This window comes from Minwuia sp. IMCC3060 (genome assembly GCF_029909435.1).
GTDB lineage: Bacteria > Pseudomonadota > Alphaproteobacteria > Minwuiales > Minwuiaceae > Minwuia.
Window position 1 is genome coordinate 3,807,357 of sequence record NZ_CP123782.1, and the last position, 19,358, is coordinate 3,826,714.

The following is a 19,358-nucleotide window of genomic DNA, read 5'->3' on the forward strand; positions in this document are numbered from 1 at the left end:
TGGGCGGGTCTGGTGCGCTCAGCACCGGGAATCAGTTTCTGCCTACAAGCCATGCCACGCCGGGGCGGCAGACGGAATCACAATTTCCGGACCTGCATCTGGATCGGCCCCTCGGCGCGGCCATTGATGAACTGGTCCACATGGTCATTGCCGGAGTGATCCACATCCCCCGCCATGCCATGCCAGATGATCCGCCCCTCGTATATCATCGCCACACGGTCGGCGATCTTGCGGGCGGAAGCCATGTCATGGGTGATCGACATGGTCGTCGCCCCCAGCTCCCTGACGCATTTCACGATCAGGTCGTTGATCACGTCGGCCATGATCGGGTCCAGGCCCGTGGTCGGTTCATCGAAGAAGATGATTTCCGGATCCGTGGCGATGGCGCGGGCCAGACCGACACGTTTCTGCATGCCGCCGGACAGTTCGGCCGGCGACAGCTCGCCCACGTCCGCGCTCAGGCCGACCTGGGCCAGCTTGGCCATGGCAATGTCGCGGGCCTTGTCGCGCTGCATGCCCTTGCCCTGGATCAGGCCGAAGGCGACGTTCTCCCAGACCTTCAGGCTGTCGAACAGCGCCCCGCCCTGGAACAGCATGCCCATCCGGGCCATGACCTGTTCCTGCTCCCGCCCCTTCAGGTGGGTCACGTCCTGGCCGTCGATATGGATGCTGCCGCCCGTCGGATGCAGCAGGCCAAGGATACATTTCAGCATCACCGACTTGCCGGTCCCGGACCCGCCGATGATGACCAGCGACTGGCCGCGCTGCACCTCCAGATCGATGCCGCGCAGGACCTGTTTCGGCCCGAAATGCTTGGTCACGCCCTTCAGGCTGATCTTCGGATGTCCGGTGCTGGGGGCTGCGGTGCTCATTGGGCGAAGAACAGTTCGGTGATGATGTAATTGGCGGTCAGGATCATGATGGAGGCGGAAACCACGGCGTTGGTAGTGGCGCGCCCGACGCCCTGCGCCCCGCCCCGGCTCATGAAGCCGTGGTAGCAGCCCATCAGGGAGATCAGGAACCCGAAGATGGAGGCCTTCACCAGGCCGGAGACGACGTCATCCACATGCAGGAAGTCGATGGTGTTCTGCAGGTAGATGCCGACGTTGAAGCCGAGCTTCTCCGTGCCGACGACGAAGCCGCCGAAGACCCCGATGACATCAGCCACCAACACCAGCAGCGGCAGCATGGTGGCACCCGCGATCAGCCGCGGCGCCACCAGATACTTGAAGGGATTGGTGGACAGCGTGGTCAGGGCGTCGATCTGTTCGGTCACCCGCATGGTGCCGATCTCCGCCGCCATGGCCGCCGAGACCCGCCCGGCGACCATCAGGCCGCCGATCACCGGCCCCAGTTCGCGGGTGATGCCGAGCACGACGATGGAGGACACCAGGCTTTCCGCGTTGAAGCGCGCGCCGCCGATGTAGATCTGCAGCGCCAGCACTGCGCCGGTGAAGAAGGCCGTGAGACCGATCACGGGCAGCGAGTAATAGCCGATCTGCAGCATCTGGCGCAGCAGGATGCGCGGATAGAACGGTGGCGTCACACAGTGCAGCAGCCCCTTGCCGGTGAAGATCGCCAGGCGACCGACCGCGCCGAAGAACTGGAGGATGACGCTGCCGATCAGGGCAAGGAAATTCCAGCGCATGGCTCAGACCGCCCCCTGGCCGCTGTAGATCCGGGCATAACGCGGACCCAGTCCGGCCAGAAGCTCATAGGCGATGGTGCCGCCGGCCTCGGCCAGCGCATCGACATCGACGCCGCCGCCAATCAGGGAAATCTCCGCACCCGGACAGGAAAGCTCCTCCGGCACGCCCGAGACATCAAATGTCGAAAGATCCATCGAAACGCGCCCCACCAAAGGCACCACATGGTCGCCGATCCGACCGACTGCCTGACCACTGAGTGAACGGGGATACCCGTCCGCATAGCCGACACCAACGGTCGCGATCCTGGCAGGCCCGGCCACCGGATGGGTCGCACCGTAGCCAACGGTCCGGGGGGTGTCAACGCGATGGGTTTGCAGGATTTTTGCTTTCAAATGAACCACTTCCCGCATTCTGACGGTCGCGACGGGTGAGGGGTTGGCGCCATAGAGGGCCACGCCGGGCCGGATCAGGTCGAAATGCCGGTCCGGCCCCATGTGCAGGGCGGGCGAATTGCAGAACGATGCGGGTGCGGGCGGCAGCAGGGCCAGCCGCGCCCGGAACCGCTCAAGCTGGGTCCGGTTCAGCGGGTGATCGGGCAGGTCGGCACAGGCCGGATGGGTCAGCCAGAGCACCACCTGCAGCCCCTGCAACCGGGTCAGCTCCGCCGCCAGCCGCTCCGTATCCGGCCCGCGCAGGCCCAGCCGGGTCATGCCCGTATCAAGCTGGATCGCGGCGGGCAGCACGGTTTCCTGCCGTGCCGCCCAGGCCTGCCAGCGTTCGATGTCCGCCAGATCATTCAGCACCGGAATCAGGTCATGGCCGGTGAAGCTGGCCTCGCTGCCCGGCAGCAGACCGTTCAGCACGAAGATGCGCGCCTGGCCGTCCGCGCGCCGCAGCCGCAGGGCCTCGTCGATGGTGGCGGTGAAGAAGGTCCGGCACCCGGACGCCGCGAAGGCCCGCACCGCCGGTTCCAGTCCGATACCATAGGCATTGGCCTTCACCACCGCGGCCGTCTCCGCCGCCGGTGCCAGTGCCGCCAGCGTGCGCCAGTTGGCCGCCAGCGCGTCCAGATCAATGTGAAGGCTCGCCGCCGCCGTCATGCCAGCCGGACGTCCGGGGACAGGGACGATGCGATGCCGTCTGCACTCCTTCCCCCTCGACGGGGGAAGGTCGGGAAGGGGGTGCGCGGCGGTTGTTGCCGGTTCATGTGATGGACCTGAAACACCGGGCCTCCCCCCCACCTCGATCCTCCCCCGCCAGGGGGGAGGAAGGACGATGCGGTGCAACTGGAAGCCTCAGTGCACATCGCGGGGGTCGTGGATGCGGTCATAGTCCTTGAAGGTCGTGTATTCGGGTTCGAAGAACAGTTCGATCGTGCCGGTCGGGCCATGGCGCTGCTTGCCGATGATGACCTCGGTCTTGTTGTAGATGCGGCCCATCTTTTCCTGCCACTCCTCCATCGCCACCTGGTCGGTCTCGTCGGGCTTGTTCTTCTGCTCGTAATAGGCCTCGCGATAGATGAACATGACCACATCCGCGTCCTGCTCGATGGAGCCGGATTCACGCAGGTCGGAAAGCTGCGGGCGCTTGTCGTCGCGCTGCTCCACCGCGCGGGAGAGCTGCGACAGGGCCAGCACCGGAACTGCCAGTTCCTTGGCCACCGCCTTCAGGCCCTGGGTGATCTCCGTGATCTCCTGCACCCGGTTCTCGGTCCGCTTTGCACCGGAGGGCCGCATGAGCTGGATGTAGTCGACGATGATCATGCCCAGACCATGCTGGCGCTTCAGCCGCCGTGCGCGGGAACGGAGCTGGGAGATCGAGATCGCGGGCGTGTCATCGATGTAGAAGGGCAGGTCCACCAGTTGCTGCGTCGCCGGAACCACGGTGTTGAGATAGGTCTCCCGGTCGATGGTGCCCTTGCGCAGATCGTTGGAGCGGATGCGGGTCTGTTCGGAAACCACGCGCGTGGCGAGCTGCTCGCGCGACATTTCCAGGCTGAAGAAACCGACGACCGCCCCCTCCGTATCCACCACATTGCCCGTATCGTCGCGGATCTGGCGGTAGGCGCGTGCGGCATTGAGCCCGATGGTGACCGCCAGCGAGGTCTTGCCCATGCCCGGTCGGGCCGCCAGCACCAGCATGTCGGTGCGGTGCAGCCCGCCCAGCCAGTTGTCCAGGTCGCGCAGTCCGGTGGTGACGCCGACGAGCTGCCCCACCCGGCGATAGGCGGCCTCGATGCTTTCCAGGCTTTCGGTCACCGCCTGGCGGAACGGGCGCAGGTCGTTCTGCGCCTCCCCGGCCTCGGCCAGTGAATAGAGGCTGGCTTCCGCCGCCTCGATCTGCTTTTCCGCCGTATCGGAAAGGTCGGCGCTGTGGCTGCGCTCCGACATCTCGTCCGACAGCAGGATGATCTGGCGACGCAGATAGAGGTCATAGAGGATACGGGCATATTCCTCGGCCCGGATGGCGTTCACCGCCCGCGCGCTCAGGTCCACCAGATAGCCCGCGCCACCCAGTTCCCGCATCGCCGCATCCTGCTCGAACCGGGTCTTCAGGGTCACCGGGTTGGCCAGTTCGCCGCGATCGACCAGGGTCAGGATCGCGTCATAGATGCGCCCGTGCAGCGGCTGGAAGAAATGCTCCGCCCGCAGGAAATCCAGCAGCCGCGCCGCCGCGTCATTGTTGTAGAGCAGGGCGCCGAGCAGTTGCTGCTCCGCCTCCAGATTGTGCGGCAGTTCCCTTGGCGCGTCCTCCTGCGCGGAGGTCTCGTCCCGGTCGATCAAGCGTGCGTCTATGATGTCAGCCATGATCCGCAGAACCTATCATTCCGGGGGCGGCACCGCAGGCGTCGCACGCCGGACCTGTCCCACTTTCCTGTGGACATATTTATCCACAGGGCAGCGAGAAGCGGGGATAGCCTGAAAATCCGGCTGTTTCGTGGCGGTTTGGCGTCGCGTCAGCCTGTGGCCTATTCATGCTCCTGGATGACGAAGGGCGCACGCATCCGCACCCCCCAGAACTCGTAGATCACGTAATAGCGCCGACCGGTCTCCAGCAGGCTGCGGTGCAGCAGCAGGCTGTTGGTGGCGTAGATCGTCTCCCCCGGTGCCAGCTTCAGCACGGATTCGCTCGGCTCGCAGTCGGTGTCGCCCCGGGTCGCGATCAGGTCATTGTTGGGATAGACGATATGATAGTTGTGCACGTCGCAGATGCTGGGGGCCTTGATCTCCAGGGGCTCCGGGCCCGTGTTCGTGAGTTCGAGGTTCACCGGTATGCGGGCGGCCGCGCCACCCTGCGGCAGCCGGACCCGGCGATCGACGATGATGCGGCCTTGCAGGAACTCATCCGTCACGGCGGTCTTTGCCTCTGCCGGCGCAGAGGTCGCGACGGCGAACATGGCCACGAATGCTGAAGCAAGCAGCGCGAGGCCGGTGACAAGTGCGGGTCGAAGCATTCTCGGTACTCCAGGGAAACTGTCGTTGCCCCAAGTGTGGTGAGCCGGGCCGGTCACCACAACCCTGCAGCCGTCACGTTCTCTGGTCTTCGCCGGCCTCCGCCGGCAGGCCCTGGTCTTCGCCGCTCTCCGCCGTCAGGTCCGTCCAGCCGTCGGGCGTCAGCTGTTCCAGCGGGCGGAAGGCGGACTTGTAGGCCATCTTGCGGCTGCCCGGGATCCAGTAGCCGAGGTAGACGTTTGTCAGTTCCTCCGACAGGGCATGCCAGACATGCCACTGCAGGACATAGACGCCGAGACTGCGCCGTTCGTCCTCCGTATCGAAGAAGCTGTAGACGAGGGAGAATCCGTCCTGCATCCGGTCCGTCAGACAGACCGCGTGCAGTTTCAGGTCGGCATCCCGGAACTCCACCAGGAAGGTATCGACCGGCGTATCCTCCACCATGGCGCGATAGTCACCGAAGCGCATGTCGGCCATCCCGCCCTCCGCATGGCGGGTGGTGAGATACTGGCGGAACAGCATGTAATGCTCCCGCGTCGCCAGTGCGGGCACGATGCGGGCACTCAGATCCTGGTTGCGCCGCCAGTTGCGCCGCTGGGTGCGGTTCGGCCTGAACCGCGCCACCGGCACGCGCACGGGAATGCAGGCGTTGCAATTGTCACAGGCCGGGCGGTAGGCGAGATCCTGGCTGCGCCGGAAACCGGCGGCCGACAGCGCGCTGTGCAGCTGGTCCGGTTCCTCCCCCGACAACAGGGTCACGACCTTCCGCTCCATGCGACCAGGCAGGTACGGGCAGGGGGTTGGCGGCGTGGCAAAGAAGTGCCGCAACGGGATCTGAACGCGCTTCATGGCCGAAAGCGTAATCCAGCCGAACGCGCCGTGCAGCATATTCTTGCAGCCGATTTTCGACCATTTGCCGATATGCCTGAACAAGGGGCGAAAAATGCGGCATTGCCCAACATTCGGGCATTTTTCCGTGCCCGCTGATTCGGCGCCTCGGCAAGCGGCTGATTCCAATGATGAATCCGCAAGGCACTTACTGGCACATGGTTTGCGCTGTGTCAGGACAACAGGCGACTAGGGTTCCGGCGGGCCGCAAGGGCACGTGTCTGGTCCGAGAGTTGCCATCCCGCCGATGACACGGCGGGACACACGGCGGGCCAAAATCCCGGGAGATCTTGCGCGGCGATGCATGCCGGACGCGGTCTTTCCCGACCTCCGAAGTCCGGTGACCAGAGCCAGACAGTGACGATTGAGGAGGGTGTGATGAAACGAATTGCTGCATTGATGACGGGACTGGCGCTGCTGGGCGCGGTCTCCCTTTCCCCGGCGGAGGCCGCGAAGAAGGACAGCTTCCGCGTGGCCTGGTCGATCTATGTCGGCTGGATGCCCTGGGGCTACATGTCCGATTCCGGCATCATGAAGAAGTGGGCCGACAAGTACGGCATCGACGTCGAGATCGTGCAGATCAACGACTATATCGAATCGATCAACCAGTACACTGCGGGGGCCTTCGACGGCGTTTCCGCCACCAACATGGACACGCTGTCCATTCCGTCCGGTGGCGGCATCGACACCACCGCGCTGATCGTCGGCGACTTCTCCAACGGCAATGACGCGGTGCTGGTGAAGGGCGACGGCGGCTTCAAGGCGCTGGCCGGCAAGCCGATCAATCTGGTGGAACTGTCCGTTTCGCATTACCTGCTGGCCCGCGGGCTGGAGAGTGCGGGCATGTCGGAGGCTGATATCAGCGTCGTGAACACTTCCGACGCCGACATGGTCGCCGCCTTCGCCACACCGGACGTGCAGGCCGCCGTGACCTGGAACCCGCTGGTCTCCACCATCATGGAGATGCCGGGTGTCTCGAAGATCTACGACAGTGCCGACATTCCGGGCGAGATCATCGACCTGATGGTGGTGAATACCGAAACGCTGGCCGACAACCCGGCCTTCGGCAAGGCGCTGGTGGGTGCCTGGTACGAGGCCATGCAGGTCATGTCCTCCGACACGCCTGCCGGTATCGCGGCGCGCGAGAGCATGGCCGCCGCATCGGGCACCGATCTGGCAGGCTATGACGCCCAGCTGGCCACCACGCAGATGTTCTACCAGCCTGCCGCCGCCGTGGCCTTCACGCAGGATGCGAAGCTGATCCAGACCATGGATTTCGTCCGCAAGTTCCTGTTCGAGCATGGCATCCTGGGCGAGGGCGCGCAGTCGGTGGATGACATCGGTATCGCCTTTCCCGGCGGCAAGAGCCTGGGTGACAAGGGCAACATCACCTTCCGCTTCGACCCGACCTACATGCAGATGGCCGCCGACGGCGCCCTCTGACCGGGCAGGCCTGACCGCAACCGCCACGCTGGGTGAACCGCATCCGGCGTGGCGCGCGGTCCGGGCCGTGGCCTGAACGGAACAATCTGTCATGCGCTGGATCAACAGACGCCCCGGACGCCCCCTGCTGTTCGTGCTGGCCGCCCTGCCGTTCGTGCTGACCCTGCTGGCCTATGTCGTCGGTTCCGACATCCGCCGTGCGGCCAACCCGAACGACAAGCTGCTGCCGGCGCTGGAGAAGGTGATCGACCGCGCCCAGGCCCTGGCGACCGAGCCGGACCGCCGGTCGGGGGAGATCCTGCTGTGGCAGGACACGGCGGCGAGCCTCCAGCGGCTGGCCATCGGGGTCACCTGTGCCGCGCTCATCGGCGTGGCTTTCGGGCTGCTGATCGGGCTGTTCCCACTGGCACGATCGACATTGGCCTCCTACATCGCCGTGCTGTCGCTGATCCCGCCGCTGGCGCTGCTGCCGGTCCTGTTCCTGGTCTTCGGACTGGGGGAGACGGCGAAGATCGTGCTGATCGCTGTCGGCATCACCCCGTTCCTGATCCGCGACCTGGGCCAGCGGGTGCTGGAGATCCCGCTTGAGCAACTGGTGAAGGCGCAGACGCTCGGGGCCTCGTCCTGGCAGATCATGACCCGTGTGGCCCTGCCCCAGCTTGCCCCGCGCCTGATCCAGGCGGTGCGGCTGTCGCTGGGTCCGGCCTGGCTGTTCCTGATCGCGTCGGAGGCCATCGCCGCGCAGGCCGGTCTCGGCTACCGCATCTTTCTGGTCCGCCGCTACCTCGCCATGGACATCATCATCCCCTACGTCCTCTGGATCACGGTACTGGCCTTCCTGATCGACTGGTCGCTGCGCCTGACCTCGCGCCGCGCCTTCCGCTGGGCGCATGTGGAGGGGGAAAGCCTGTGAGTACCGTGACCGTCCGTGATGTCTTCAAGACCTATGGTGACGCCCCGGTGCTGGAGCGGGTGAACCTGGAGGTGGCGGACGGCGACTTCTGCGCCATCGTCGGCGCATCCGGCTGCGGCAAGTCCACGTTCCTGCGCATGCTGCTGGCGCAGGAACTGCCGACCCGGGGCCGCATCCACATCGGTGACGCGCGGCCCGCCCGTGAACCCGGCCCCGACCGGGGCGTGGTGTTCCAGCGTTACTCCGTCTTTCCGCACCTCAGCGTGCGCGACAACCTGATCCTGCCGGTGTCCTTCCGCGATGCGCCGATCCTGGGACGCCTGTTCGGCTCCGCCCTCCGCAAGGCCGAGGCGGAGGCGAACGCGACGCTGGAACGGGTCGGCCTGGCCCATGTCGCCGATGCCTGGCCAAGCCAGCTCTCCGGCGGCATGCAGCAGCGGCTGGCCATTGCCCAGGCGCTGGTACGCCGCCCGCGCGTGCTGCTGCTGGACGAGCCCTTCGGCGCGCTGGACCCCGGCACGCGGCTGTCCATGCATGACTTCCTGCTCGACCTCTGGCGGGAAAGCGGCATGACCATCTTCATGGTCAGCCACGACCTGTCGGAGGCCTTCAAGCTCGGCACCCGCGTCGTCGTCTTCGACAAGCCGCGCTGGGACCCCCAGGACCCCAGCCGCTACGGCGCGACCATCACTCATGACTTCAGACTTGGCGACAAGAAGGGGGAGACTTCCAATGACCCGACCCATGACTCCGACCGAGAGACGGCAGCAGCGGCAATCCGTGATGCCGATGCGGCAAGGCCCGGCGGAAACCCGGCGGCACCACCATCCTGACCTGACCAAGCTGCTCGGCTGGAAGGCGGCGCGGGCGGAGGCGGAACTGCCCTCCGGCGAATGGGACAAGGAACGCCAGTGGGCGCTGCGCATGGGCCTGACCGCCGCCGACAGCGTGCAGGACCGCTCCATCCCGACCTTCGCGCGGGGCGAACTGCCCCATTATGCCGGCATCAATACCTTCCTGAAGGCACCCTATGCGGAGGACGTGACCGACGTCGGCCATTTCGACGCCACGGTGCTGGGCGCGCCGTTCGACGGCGGCACCACCTACCGCCCCGGCACCCGCTTCGGGCCGCAGGGCATCCGCAAGATCTCCGCGCTCTACACCCCCTACAACTACGAGCTGGGCGTCGACCTGCGCGAACAGATGACCCTGTGTGACGCAGGCGACATCTTCACGATTCCGGCGAATATCGAGAAGACCTTCGACCAGATCTCGCGGGCCTGCTCCCACGTCTTCTCCAGCGGCTCCATGCCGATCATCCTGGGCGGTGACCATTCCATCGGTTTTCCCACCGTGCGCGGCATCGCCGAATGTACCTCCAAGACCATCGGCATCATCCATTTCGACCGCCATGCCGACATTCAGGAGAAGGACCTGGACGAGCGCATGCACACCACGCCCTGGTTCCATGCCACCAACCTGCCGAATGTCCCGGCGAAGAACCTGGTGCAGATCGGCATCGGCGGCTGGCAGGTCCCGCGTGAGGCGGTGGCCGTGGCGCGGGAGCGCAATACCAACATCATCACCATGTCCGACGTGGAACAGCTCGGCCTCGACCGGGTTGCCGACATGGCGCTGGAGATGGCCTGGGATGGCGCGGACATGGTCTACCTGTCCTTCGACATCGACTGCGTCGACTGCGGCTTCGTGCCCGGCACCGGCTGGCCGGAGCCCGGCGGCTTCCTGCCGCGCGAGGTGCTGCATCTGGTCTCCCGCGTCGCGGCGGAGGGACTGTGCGGCATGGAGATCGTGGAGGTATCACCGCCCTACGACACCTCCGACATCACCGCCCTGTTCGGCACGCGGGTGATCGTGGATGTGCTTGGCTCCATGGTGGCGGCGGGCAAGCTTGGCGCGCACAAGGGCCATATCGACAAGCCCGTGACCGTGCCGATGGGCGATTATGACGCCGCCCGCGACGGCCACCGCTGGTCGAACAAGCCGAAGGGAGCCTGAGCCATGCCGCATGACCATCATTCCCACACGCATGGCCACAGTCATGGTCCCGGTCACGGGCACGGCCACACCCACGGGCACCCGCACGGCACCGGCCACAACCACGCGGCGGATGCCCCCATGCACCTGCACTCGCACATGGAGGAGGAGGACGCGGCCACCGAGATCGGCATGCTCTGCGAGCAGTTCATCGAGGGCTTCCGCGACGCCACCGACAAGGCCACCTTCCTGCGTCTCGCCGGTGTCGCCTTCGAGATGCCCGGCACCGCCGGCGACCCGTCACTGAAACTGGTGGACGTGAAGGTGGAGACCGCCTGGCAGGTCGGCGCAGCCTCCCCTGCCTTCGGCAGCGCCGAACTGTCCTACCTGCCGTTCCCCGGCACGATGATCCGCGAGCGCACCAACTGCGCCCTGGTCTATGTCTCGAAGCAGGAACGCCGCGATCTCGACCTGCGGGAATTCATGCAGCAGAAACGGTCGACAATGTAGATCGCCGCGCCCGGGGGCCTGTCCCTCAGGGACCGGTCCCTCAGGGCCGTGTCTCTCAGGGTCGTGTCTCTCAGGCGGCGTCTTCCATCGCGGCTTCCCATTCACCCCGTGCGGCCAGCCAGTTCATGCGGGCGCGGTGCAGGTAGGCGGCCTGGGCGGCGTCGACATTGCCGGTCTGGCCGACCCACGCCTTCAGGGCCGACTGCTGCAGCGCGCGGCCGTAGGAAAAGCTCAGCGCCCAGGGCAGCGGCCCCATGCGGTTCATCGCGTCCAGATGGGCGGTCGCCTCGACCTCGGTCTGGCCACCCGAAAGGAAGACGATGCCCGGAACGGCGGAGGGCACGCAGCGCTTCAGGGTGGCGACGGTGGCGGCGGCGACGGCCTGCACATCGGCACGATCGGCGGCGTCCTGACCGGAAATCACCATGTTCGGCTTCAGCAGGATGCCTTCCAGCTCCACACGCTGGGCGTAGAGCTCGTTGAAGACCGCATCCAGCGTATCCTCGGTGACCTTCTGGCAGCGGGCCAGGTCGTGGTCACCGTCCATCAGCACCTCGGGCTCCACGATCGGCACGATGCCGGCTTCCTGCGACAGCTTCGCGTAGCGGGCCAGCGCATGGGCATTGGTGTCGATGCAATAGGCGGAGGGAATGTCGTTCGTGATCTTGATGACCGCGCGCCACTTGGCGAAGTCGGCACCCAGCTCGCGGTACTCGGCGAAGCGTTCGCGCAGGCCGTCCAGACCCTCGGTCACGGTCTCGCCCTCGGCACCGGCCAGCGGCTTGGCGCCCATGTCCACCTTGATGCCCGGTGCCACGTTCTCCGACCGGATCAGGTCCACCAGGGTGGTACCGTCGGCCGCCTTCTGGCGCAGGGTCTCGTCATACAGGATGACACCGCCGACATGCTTGCCGTGACCCGCCGTGCGGAACATCAGCTCACGATAGTCGCGGCGGTTCTCTTCAGTGTTCTCGACCCCGATGGAATCGAAGCGCTTCTTGATGGTGCCGGTCGATTCGTCGGCGGCAAGCACACCCTTCCCATTCTCGACGATCCCACGGGCAATGGCATTCAGGTCACGGTCAGACATCGGTTCCTCCACACTCACTCACATACGTTCCTGCGACCGCGCCGTACGCGCCGGTCGCCAATCCGGTTCAGTCGTCCTGGTGCATCAGCACGGCAACGCCGGGCAGTTCCTTGCCCTCGATCCATTCCAGGAATGCGCCACCCGCTGTCGATACATAGGAAAAATCGTCTGCCACACCGGCATGGTTCAGCGCCGCAACGGTATCCCCGCCACCTGCCACCGAGCGCAGCTTTCCGGCGCGGGTCTGCTTCGCCGCCGCCTGGGCAACGGTCACGGTCGCCGCATCGAAGGGCGGAAACTCGAACGCGCCCATGGGGCCGTTCCACATCAGCGTGCGGCATTCGCCGATGCGCCGCACCGCCTCCGCCGCGCTTTCCGGGCCGACATCCAGGATCATCCGGTCGGCGCTGACACTGTCGATGGACACGGTCTCCGTCGCCGCGCCCTTCTCCAGCTTCGCTGCCACCACGGCATCGACCGGCAGCAGCACATCGCAGCCATTGGCCTGCGCCTGCTTCAGGATCTTCGCCGCGACGTCCACCAGATCCGGTTCCGCCAGCGAGGCACCCACATCCTTCCCCTGCGCCAGCAGGAAGGTATTGGCCATGGCCCCGCCGATGATCAGCAGATCGACCTTCGCCGTCAGGTTGGTCAGCACGTCCAGCTTGGTCGAAACCTTGGCACCGCCGACCAGCGCCGCCGCGGGCCGCTCCGGATCGCTCAGTGCCGCCTGCAGTGCCTCCAGCTCCGCCTGCATGCAGCGCCCGGCAGCACTCGGCAGCCGCCGCGCCAGCCCCTCCGTCGAGGCATGGGCGCGATGGGCGCAGGAGAAGGCATCGGCGACGAACAGGTCGCCCATGGCCGCCAGCCGGTCGGCGAAGCCCTTGTCGTTCTTCTCCTCACCCGAATGGAAGCGGGTGTTCTCCAGCAGCACGACATCGCCATTGTCCATGGCGGAGATCGCGGTTTCCGCCTTCGCACCGATGCAATCCTCGCCGAATCCGACATCCTGGCCCAGCAGCCGCTGCAGCGCGGCGGCGACCGGGCGCAGCGTCATCTCCGGCACGACCTTGCCCTTGGGCCGGTCGAAATGGGCCAGCAGCACAACCTTCGCACCCCGTTCCGACAGGTCGCGGATCGTGGGCAGAACCCGCTCGATCCGCGTCGTGTCGCCGACGGCACCATCCTTCACCGGTACGTTCAGATCGACCCGTACCAGCACGCGCCGACCCGCGACCTCCAGGTCATCGATGGTCTGGAACGCGGACATCGCCTTCTGGCCCATGCTTTCGCCCAACCCTGCGCCGGTCAGATCAGCGCGGCCATGGCGCGGGCGGTGTCGCCCATGCGGTTGGAGAAGCCCCATTCATTGTCGTACCAGCTCAGCACCCGCACGAAGGTACCGTCGATGACCTGGGTCTGGGTCAGGTCGAAGGTGGAGCTGGCCGGGCAATGGTTGAAGTCGATGGAGACCAGCGGCGCGTCATTCACGTCCAGCACACCCTTCAGGCGACCCTCGGCGGCCTTGATCATGGCCTCGTTGATCTCCTCCGCCGTGGTCTCGCGACCGGCGTTGAAGGTCAGGTCGATCAGGGAGACATTGTTGGTCGGGACGCGGACGGAGGTGCCGTCCAGCTTGCCCGCCAGTTCCGGCAGCACCAGGCCGACGGCCTTCGCGGCACCGGTGGTGGTCGGGATCAGCGACGACGCCGCGGCACGGGCGCGACGCATGTCGCTGTGCAGGGTGTCGACGGTGCGCTGGTCGCCGGTATAGGCGTGGATGGTGGTCATGAAGCCCTGCTGGATACCCACCAGGTCGTTCAGCACCTGCGCCACGGGGGCCAGGCAGTTGGTGGTGCAGGACGCGTTGGAGACAACGGTGTGGTCAGCCGTGAGCTGGTCATGGTTGACGCCATAGACCACGGTCAGGTCGGCATTGCTGGCCGGGGCCGAAACCAGGACGCGCTTGGCACCCGCGTCCAGATGCATCGCGGCCTTGTCGCGGCTGGCGAAGATGCCGGTGCATTCGAAGGCGATATCGACGCCCAGCTCGCCCCAGGGCAGCTTCGCCGGGTCACGCTCCGACGTCACCCGCACATCGCCCGCGCCATAGTTCATGCTGTCGGCGGTGGTGGTGATCTTCGTCGGAAACCGGCCATGGACGGTATCGTACTGCAGCAGGTGGGCATTGGCCTCGACCGAGCCGAGGTCGTTGATCGCCACGATCTCGATGTCGTCACGACCCGACTCGGCAATGGCGCGCAGCACCAGCCGACCGATACGTCCAAACCCGTTGATTGCAACACGTACTGTCATGGTTCTCGTCTCCCTCAGGAAAGGCTGTCCTTTACGGCGGCCGCAACGTGGGCTGCCGTGATACCGAAATGTTCGTAGAGTTCAGGTGCCGGGGCGGAGGCACCGAAGCTGTCCATGGCGATGATGACGCCATCCGTGCCGACATAACGCTCCCAGCCCCAGGCTGCGGCGGCCTCGACCGCGACCTTCAGCGTGTCGGTGCCCAGGATCTCGTCGCGATAGTCGCGGCCCTGGGCGTCGAACAGCTCCGTGCAGGGCATGGACACGACGCGGGTCGGAATGGACTCGGCCTGCAGCAGCTTGCGGGCGTCCAGCGCGGTCTGCACCTCGGTGCCGGTGCCGATGATGGTCACCTGCGCGGCCCCGCCGGTGGCCTCTTCCATGATGTAGCCGCCGCGCGCGGTCAGATTCTCGTTCACCCGGGTGCGCAGCGTCGGCGTGCCCTGACGCGACAGCGCCAGCAGGGACGGACCGTCGCGATGCTCCACCGCCAGCTTCCAGGCCTCCGAGGTCTCCACCGCGTCGGCGGGGCGGAAGACCCGCAGGCCGGGCATGGCGCGCAGCGAGGCCAGATGCTCCACCGGCTGATGCGTCGGGCCGTCTTCGCCGAGACCGATCGAATCATGGGTCATGACATAGATCACCTGCTGCCCCATCAGGGCGGACAGGCGGATCGACGGGCGGCAATAGTCGGTGAAGACCATGAAGGTGCCGCCGAAGGGCAGGATGCCGCCATGCAGCGCCATGCCGTTCATGATCGCGGCCATGCCATGCTCGCGCACGCCATAGAAGACATAGGATCCGCCGAAGTCCGATGCCTCCACCGGGGTCATGCCGCCGGTGCGGGTCAGGTTCGACCCGGTCAGGTCGGCGGAACCGCCGACCATCTCCGGCAGGTGCGGCTGGATCGCGGCGATCGCGTCCTGGGAGGCCTTGCGCGTGGCAACCTTCGGCTTCTCCGCCACCAGATGCTCCAGATGCGTGATCAGGGCCTTGTCCCAGCCTTCCGGCAGCTTGCCCGCCAGCACGCGCATCAGTTCGTCGCGACGGTCGCGATCCATGCCGGCCACGGTCTCTTCCCAGGCGGCGGAACGGGCACCGCCACGGGCACCGACCAGACGCCAGGCGTCCAGCACCGCATCCGGAATCACGAAGGGCTCGGCGTTCCAGCCCAGGCGCGTGCGGGTGGCCGCGATCTCGTCGGCGCCCAGCGGTGCGCCATGGGTGGCCGCAGTGCCTTCCTTGTTGGGGGAGCCGTAGCCGATGGTGGTGCGGCAGGCGACCAGCGACGGGCGCGGGTCATTGCGCGCGGCCCCGATGGCCTCCTCAATCGCCTTCGGGTCATGACCGTCGCAGTCCAGAACATGCCAGCCGGAGGCGGCGAAGCGCGCGAGCTGGTCGTCGGACACGGACAGGTCGGTCGGCCCGTCGATGGAGATGTGATTGTCGTCGAACAGCACCACCAGCTTGCCCAGCTTCAGGTGCCCGGCCAGGCTCGCCGCCTCGTGGCTGATGCCTTCCATCAGGCAGCCGTCACCGGCGATGCAATAGGTGTAATGGTCGATGACCTTCTGCCCGAAGCGGGCGGACAGGATGCGCTCCGCAAGCGCGAAACCGACGGCATTGGCAATGCCCTGACCCAGCGGCCCGGTGGTGGTCTCGATCCCGCTGGCGTGGCCGAACTCCGGATGGCCGGCCGTCTTCGCGCCCAGCTGGCGGAAATTCCGCAGCTCGTCCATCGTCATGTCGGGATAGCCCGTCAGATGCAGCAGCGAATAGAGCAGCATAGACCCGTGGCCCGCGCTCAGCACGAAGCGGTCGCGGTTGGCCCAGTCGGGGCGGCGGGGATCGAAGTGCAGGAACTTCGAGAACAGCACGGTCGCCACATCGGCCATGCCCATCGGCATGCCGGGATGACCCGAGTTTGCCTGCTGGACAGCATCCATCGACAGGGCGCGGATGGCATTGGCCATGGCGCTGTGATCAACTTTCATGACGGGCCTCTGGATATTCTGGATGCCGGATGCGTCGGGCGGGCTGACGTTAGGACACCGCCGGACCGAAGCCCGACCGTGTCGCGGCGTGGTGTACTGCTTTCCTGTCGCGGGCGCAAATATTCGCCACACTGCCCACGGGTTCACCGGCAAATCGGGCAGGGGGTGAGGGCGGGCACCGAATTTGGCCCCTTCGGTGTTGTTGACGCTTCGCCCGCGCTGTTTCTATAGTTACCCGTCAACGACGTGATCTAACTGCATGACAGGCAACCAGCTTTTGACTCCGGTTTCTGAAGATGACGAGGACGGAAAACTGCTCGCCCGGATCGAGGCGGCGCTGGACCGGCTCGACCGGTTGACGGACGCCGAAGCCTTGCGGCGAACAGCCGCAGAGGCTGATGCAAATGGCAGTGATTCCATGGGCTTGCAGGCGGAGAACGCCGACCTGAAACAGCGGCTGGAGATGCTGGAAGGTCGGGAAGCCTCCCGCCGCGCGACCATCAGTGACGTCACCGCGCGGGTGGATCGTGCCATCGGCAATCTCGACACCGTCCTGAAAGGCTGACCGGTCATGGCGACAACAGTCACGGTTTCCGTCGGCGGACAGAACCACACCATCGGCTGCGGCCCGGGGGAGGAAGCGCGGGTCACCGAGCTTGCCGAATATCTGGATTCACGCGCCGCCGAACTGACCGCCAGCGGTGCACAGCCGTCCTACAACCGGCTGCTGCTGATGACCGCGCTGATGATTGCCGACGACCTGGCCAATGCCCTGGATGATGTCGACCGGGCCCGCGAGCAGGCGGCGGCGGAGACTGCCGGGACCGCACCGGCCGCCGCACCGCCGGTGGACCGCGCCCGTCTGGCCAGCATCGCGGAGCGGCTGGAAGCCTATGCCGACCGGCTGGAGTCCGACTGAGACGCCTCGCCAGCCCCCGCAGACCTGCCCCCTGACAGGCGCGCGTGGACAGCCATGTCCGACACATCATTTCCTTATGGGCCGCGCATCGCTATATACGTCGCTCGGGCGGGTTCTGTAGGGTACGACAGGCACGCATAGCCCCTGGGCCAATATCGCTCTCTCGGGAGCTGTCCCTCGCTGGAACCCTGGTTCCGATGACACGGCACCCACCTGGTAACCCAGGTCCAAGAGGCGCTTTCAAGCCACCGGCCTGAATGGTCCCGCCCGAGCCAGCCCCCCCAAAGAGTCACGCCTGGCGAATGCCTCCCCCCCGCATCGCGCGAACAGATGGCAACCCGCGTCGGAAATCGGCTATCCTGTTGATCTGTCGGCAAATGCGTGCGGGGGCGAGGGAAGGCCATGCATGAAGGTTCTGACCTTCTTCGTGAGGTGCTGGTGTTCCTGGCGGCCGCCGGTGTGGTCGTGCCGATCCTGCAGCGGCTGCGCGTCAGCCCCGTCCTCGGCTTCCTGATCGTCGGCATCATCGTCGGGCCGTTCGGGCTGGCCCGTTTCTCCGAATCCGCGCCCTGGCTGCACCATGTCTCCATCGGTGATCCGGAATCCGTGCGCTCCATCGCGGAACTGGGCGTGGTCTTCCTGCTGTTCATGATCGGGCTGGAGCTCTCGCTGGAGCGGCTGCGGGCGATGCGGCGGCTGGTCTTCGGACTGGGTGGCGCGCAGGTGCTGGTCACCGGCACGGTGATCGGCCTGATCGCGTCCTGGTTCGGCAACAGCCCGGCCACCTCCATCGTGCTGGGTGCCGCCTTCGCGCTCTCCTCCACCGCCGTGGTGATGCAGTTGCTGTCGGAGGGCGGGCGCATGGCGTCCCCCACCGGTCGTACCGGCTTCGCGATCCTGCTGTTTCAGGACCTGGCCGTGCTGCCGATCCTGTTCCTGGTGGTGGCGCTGGCGGCGCAGGGTGACGGTTCCCCCGTGCTGGCCTTCGCGCTCGCCATGGGGCAGGCGCTGGTTGCGGTCGTTGTCATTCTGGTCGTCGGGCGGTTCGTCATCCGGCCCGTGTTCCGGGTGCTGGGGCGGGAAGCCGGGCCGGAGATGTTCCTGGCACTGGTGCTGCTGCTGATCATCGGCATCGCGGTGGCAACGGAAATGGCCGGGCTTTCCATGGCCCTCGGGGCCTTCCTGGCCGGGCTGCTGATGGCGGAGACCGACTACAGGCATCAGATCGAGGTGGATATCGAACCCTTCAAGGGCCTGTTGCTGGGCCTGTTCTTCGTCTCCGTCGGCATGAGCATCGACATCGCCAGCCTGGCCAACCGGCCCGAATGGCTGCTCGCCTCCGTCCTGGGGCTGGTGATCATCAAGGCCCCGATCATCCTGGTGCTCGCCCGCGCCTTCGGCCAGCCGCTGCCGGTGGCGGTGGAGACCGGCATCCTGCTGTTCCAGGGCGGTGAATTCGCCTTCCTGGTCGTGGCCATGGCGCTGGACGTCGGCCTGATGCCCGAGGAGACGGCGCAGTTCATGCTGATCGTCGCCAGCCTGAGCATGATGGTCACACCCCTGCTGGCCAATCTGGGAATGCGGCTGGCACTGGAGCTGGAGGACCGCTCGGCCAAGCGCGGCGTGACGGGCATGGAATCCACCGATGATCTGACGGATCATGTCATCGTCGTCGGCTACGGCCGGGTCGGGCGCTCGGTCGCCGGTACCCTGTCCTCGCAGGAGATCGACCACATCAGCATCGATATCGATGCCGCCCGCGTCGCCCGCTATCGCCGGGAAGGCCGGGGCGTGGTCTTCGGCGATGCCAGCCATCCGGAGATGCTGAAACGGCTGGGGGCGGGCAGGGCCCTGGCGCTGGTCGTGACCCTGGACCGGCAGACGGATGCCGAACGGATCGTCGAGGTTGCCTCACACAACTGGCCGGACCTGGTCATCCATGCCCGCGCCCGTGACAATGCCCACGCCACGCGCCTGACCACCCGCGGCGCGGATCGCGTGGTGCCGGAGGCGCTGGAGGCCGGGCTGCATCTGGCGGAAGGTCTGCTGATCGACATCGGCATGCCCCAGACCGCCGCCCGCCAGGCCGTCGAGGCCCGCCGCCAGCTTGCACAGGCCGACCTGCAGGAACGCCTCGACAAGGCGAGCCACCAGAATCCTGCCTGAGGCGGTCGATCCTCTATCGACCC

18 protein-coding genes, 1 other RNA gene and 1 riboswitch are annotated in these 19,358 nt (G+C 66.3%); of the genes, 9 read left to right on the forward strand and 10 right to left on the reverse strand.

All coding sequences use genetic code 11. The features are described from left to right. Window positions 1-77: 77 nt before the first annotated feature. The 6 genes from QGV54_RS17840 to QGV54_RS17865 form a co-directional block, all read right to left on the reverse strand. Window positions 78-872 (reverse strand): ATP-binding cassette domain-containing protein, encoded by a 795-nt coding sequence (locus tag QGV54_RS17840; protein WP_281019293.1) that lies wholly within the window; start codon window positions 870-872, stop codon window positions 78-80. Continuing rightward, window positions 869-1,648 (reverse strand): ABC transporter permease, encoded by a 780-nt coding sequence (locus QGV54_RS17845; RefSeq protein ID WP_281019292.1) that lies wholly within the window; start codon window positions 1,646-1,648, stop codon window positions 869-871. Before QGV54_RS17845 ends, QGV54_RS17840 begins: the two co-directional genes overlap by 4 nt. Window positions 1,649-1,651: 3 nt before the next feature. After that, window positions 1,652-2,749, reverse strand: a complete 1,098-nt coding sequence (gene alr / locus QGV54_RS17850; protein WP_281019291.1) for an alanine racemase — start codon at window positions 2,747-2,749, stop codon at window positions 1,652-1,654. Between the two features lie 195 nt (window positions 2,750-2,944). Next, window positions 2,945-4,456, reverse strand: a complete 1,512-nt coding sequence (locus QGV54_RS17855; RefSeq protein WP_281019290.1) for a replicative DNA helicase — start codon at window positions 4,454-4,456, stop codon at window positions 2,945-2,947. Window positions 4,457-4,617: 161 nt separating this feature from the next. Beyond that, window positions 4,618-5,103 carry a hypothetical protein gene (locus tag QGV54_RS17860; RefSeq protein ID WP_281019289.1) on the reverse strand — a complete coding sequence of 162 codons (486 nt, stop codon included), beginning with the start codon at window positions 5,101-5,103 and terminating at the stop codon, window positions 4,618-4,620. A gap of 73 nt (window positions 5,104-5,176) precedes the next feature. Continuing rightward, on the reverse strand, window positions 5,177-5,989 hold the full coding sequence (locus QGV54_RS17865) for an arginyltransferase (RefSeq protein WP_348638762.1): 813 nt from the start codon (window positions 5,987-5,989) through the stop codon (window positions 5,177-5,179). Window positions 5,990-6,167: 178 nt separating this feature from the next. Beyond that, a riboswitch (guanidine-I (ykkC/yxkD leader) is annotated at window positions 6,168-6,278 on the forward strand. An 89-nt stretch (window positions 6,279-6,367) separates the two neighbouring features. Between QGV54_RS17865 and QGV54_RS17870 the strand changes: the two genes are divergently transcribed. From QGV54_RS17870 to QGV54_RS17890, 5 genes are all read left to right on the forward strand, one after another. Next, window positions 6,368-7,432 (forward strand): putative urea ABC transporter substrate-binding protein, encoded by a 1,065-nt coding sequence (locus tag QGV54_RS17870; protein WP_281019287.1) that lies wholly within the window; start codon window positions 6,368-6,370, stop codon window positions 7,430-7,432. A 91-nt stretch (window positions 7,433-7,523) separates the two neighbouring features. After that, complete coding sequence (locus QGV54_RS17875; RefSeq protein WP_281019286.1) at window positions 7,524-8,345, forward strand: ABC transporter permease; 822 nt, start codon at window positions 7,524-7,526, stop codon at window positions 8,343-8,345. Further along, on the forward strand, window positions 8,342-9,178 hold the full coding sequence (locus QGV54_RS17880; protein WP_281019285.1) for an ABC transporter ATP-binding protein: 837 nt from the start codon (window positions 8,342-8,344) through the stop codon (window positions 9,176-9,178). The genes QGV54_RS17875 and QGV54_RS17880 overlap by 4 nt, the downstream gene beginning before the upstream one ends. Continuing rightward, a complete protein-coding gene (locus tag QGV54_RS17885; RefSeq protein ID WP_348637678.1) occupies window positions 9,135-10,361 on the forward strand; it encodes an agmatinase family protein in 1,227 nt (408 codons plus the stop codon). The genes QGV54_RS17880 and QGV54_RS17885 overlap by 44 nt, the downstream gene beginning before the upstream one ends. Window positions 10,362-10,364: 3 nt before the next feature. Next, entirely contained in the window at window positions 10,365-10,850 is a 486-nt protein-coding gene (locus tag QGV54_RS17890; RefSeq protein WP_281019283.1) for a hypothetical protein, read from the forward strand. 70 nt (window positions 10,851-10,920) lie between these two features. Here the strand turns inward: QGV54_RS17890 and QGV54_RS17895 are convergent, their stop codons facing one another. The 4 genes from QGV54_RS17895 to tkt all read right to left on the reverse strand — a co-directional run bounded on the left by QGV54_RS17895 (window position 10,921) and on the right by tkt (window position 16,250). Continuing rightward, a complete protein-coding gene (locus QGV54_RS17895; RefSeq protein ID WP_281019282.1) occupies window positions 10,921-11,940 on the reverse strand; it encodes a class I fructose-bisphosphate aldolase in 1,020 nt (339 codons plus the stop codon). A 67-nt stretch (window positions 11,941-12,007) separates the two neighbouring features. Beyond that, entirely contained in the window at window positions 12,008-13,210 is a 1,203-nt protein-coding gene (locus tag QGV54_RS17900) for a phosphoglycerate kinase (protein WP_348637677.1), read from the reverse strand. A 38-nt stretch (window positions 13,211-13,248) separates the two neighbouring features. Then, window positions 13,249-14,256: a type I glyceraldehyde-3-phosphate dehydrogenase gene (gene gap / locus QGV54_RS17905; RefSeq protein WP_281019280.1), complete on the reverse strand. Its 1,008-nt coding sequence runs from the start codon at window positions 14,254-14,256 to the stop codon at window positions 13,249-13,251. Between the two features lie 14 nt (window positions 14,257-14,270). Then, a complete protein-coding gene (gene tkt, locus QGV54_RS17910; RefSeq protein ID WP_281019279.1) occupies window positions 14,271-16,250 on the reverse strand; it encodes a transketolase in 1,980 nt (659 codons plus the stop codon). 259 nt (window positions 16,251-16,509) lie between these two features. On the opposite strand from tkt, the gene QGV54_RS17915 reads away from it, so the two are divergent. The 4 genes from QGV54_RS17915 (at window position 16,510) to QGV54_RS17930 (ending at window position 19,335) form a co-directional block, all read left to right on the forward strand. Beyond that, window positions 16,510-16,815 (forward strand): hypothetical protein, encoded by a 306-nt coding sequence (locus tag QGV54_RS17915; RefSeq protein WP_281019278.1) that lies wholly within the window; start codon window positions 16,510-16,512, stop codon window positions 16,813-16,815. Between the two features lie 6 nt (window positions 16,816-16,821). Further along, complete coding sequence (locus QGV54_RS17920) at window positions 16,822-17,169, forward strand: cell division protein ZapA (protein WP_281019277.1); 348 nt, start codon at window positions 16,822-16,824, stop codon at window positions 17,167-17,169. 109 nt (window positions 17,170-17,278) lie between these two features. Next, window positions 17,279-17,437, forward strand: a non-coding RNA gene (gene ssrS, locus QGV54_RS17925) — 6S RNA. Between the two features lie 134 nt (window positions 17,438-17,571). Next, window positions 17,572-19,335: a monovalent cation:proton antiporter-2 (CPA2) family protein gene (locus QGV54_RS17930; RefSeq protein WP_281019276.1), complete on the forward strand. Its 1,764-nt coding sequence runs from the start codon at window positions 17,572-17,574 to the stop codon at window positions 19,333-19,335. The last annotated feature ends 23 nt before the right edge of the window (window positions 19,336-19,358 follow it).

Bases quoted from the DNA above. Each gene is read 5' to 3' on its own strand.
- QGV54_RS17920 (WP_281019277.1), top strand. From the start codon at position 16,822: ATGGCGACAACAGTCACGGTTTCCGTCGGCGGACAGAACCACACCATC.
- QGV54_RS17900 (WP_348637677.1), bottom strand. From the start codon at position 13,210: ATGTCCGCGTTCCAGACCATCGATGACCTGGAGGTCGCGGGTCGGCGC.
- QGV54_RS17840 (WP_281019293.1), bottom strand. From the start codon at position 872: ATGAGCACCGCAGCCCCCAGCACCGGACATCCGAAGATCAGCCTGAAG.
- tkt (WP_281019279.1), bottom strand. From the start codon at position 16,250: ATGAAAGTTGATCACAGCGCCATGGCCAATGCCATCCGCGCCCTGTCG.
- QGV54_RS17915 (WP_281019278.1), top strand. From the start codon at position 16,510: ATGACAGGCAACCAGCTTTTGACTCCGGTTTCTGAAGATGACGAGGAC.
- gap (WP_281019280.1), bottom strand. From the start codon at position 14,256: ATGACAGTACGTGTTGCAATCAACGGGTTTGGACGTATCGGTCGGCTG.
- QGV54_RS17930 (WP_281019276.1), top strand. From the start codon at position 17,572: ATGCATGAAGGTTCTGACCTTCTTCGTGAGGTGCTGGTGTTCCTGGCG.
- QGV54_RS17870 (WP_281019287.1), top strand. From the start codon at position 6,368: ATGAAACGAATTGCTGCATTGATGACGGGACTGGCGCTGCTGGGCGCG.
- QGV54_RS17885 (WP_348637678.1), top strand. From the start codon at position 9,135: ATGCGGCAAGGCCCGGCGGAAACCCGGCGGCACCACCATCCTGACCTG.
- QGV54_RS17860 (WP_281019289.1), bottom strand. From the start codon at position 5,103: ATGCTTCGACCCGCACTTGTCACCGGCCTCGCGCTGCTTGCTTCAGCA.
- QGV54_RS17895 (WP_281019282.1), bottom strand. From the start codon at position 11,940: ATGTCTGACCGTGACCTGAATGCCATTGCCCGTGGGATCGTCGAGAAT.
- QGV54_RS17855 (WP_281019290.1), bottom strand. From the start codon at position 4,456: ATGGCTGACATCATAGACGCACGCTTGATCGACCGGGACGAGACCTCC.
- QGV54_RS17865 (WP_348638762.1), bottom strand. From the start codon at position 5,989: ATGCTGCACGGCGCGTTCGGCTGGATTACGCTTTCGGCCATGAAGCGC.
- alr (WP_281019291.1), bottom strand. From the start codon at position 2,749: ATGACGGCGGCGGCGAGCCTTCACATTGATCTGGACGCGCTGGCGGCC.
- QGV54_RS17875 (WP_281019286.1), top strand. From the start codon at position 7,524: ATGCGCTGGATCAACAGACGCCCCGGACGCCCCCTGCTGTTCGTGCTG.
- QGV54_RS17845 (WP_281019292.1), bottom strand. From the start codon at position 1,648: ATGCGCTGGAATTTCCTTGCCCTGATCGGCAGCGTCATCCTCCAGTTC.
- QGV54_RS17890 (WP_281019283.1), top strand. From the start codon at position 10,365: ATGCCGCATGACCATCATTCCCACACGCATGGCCACAGTCATGGTCCC.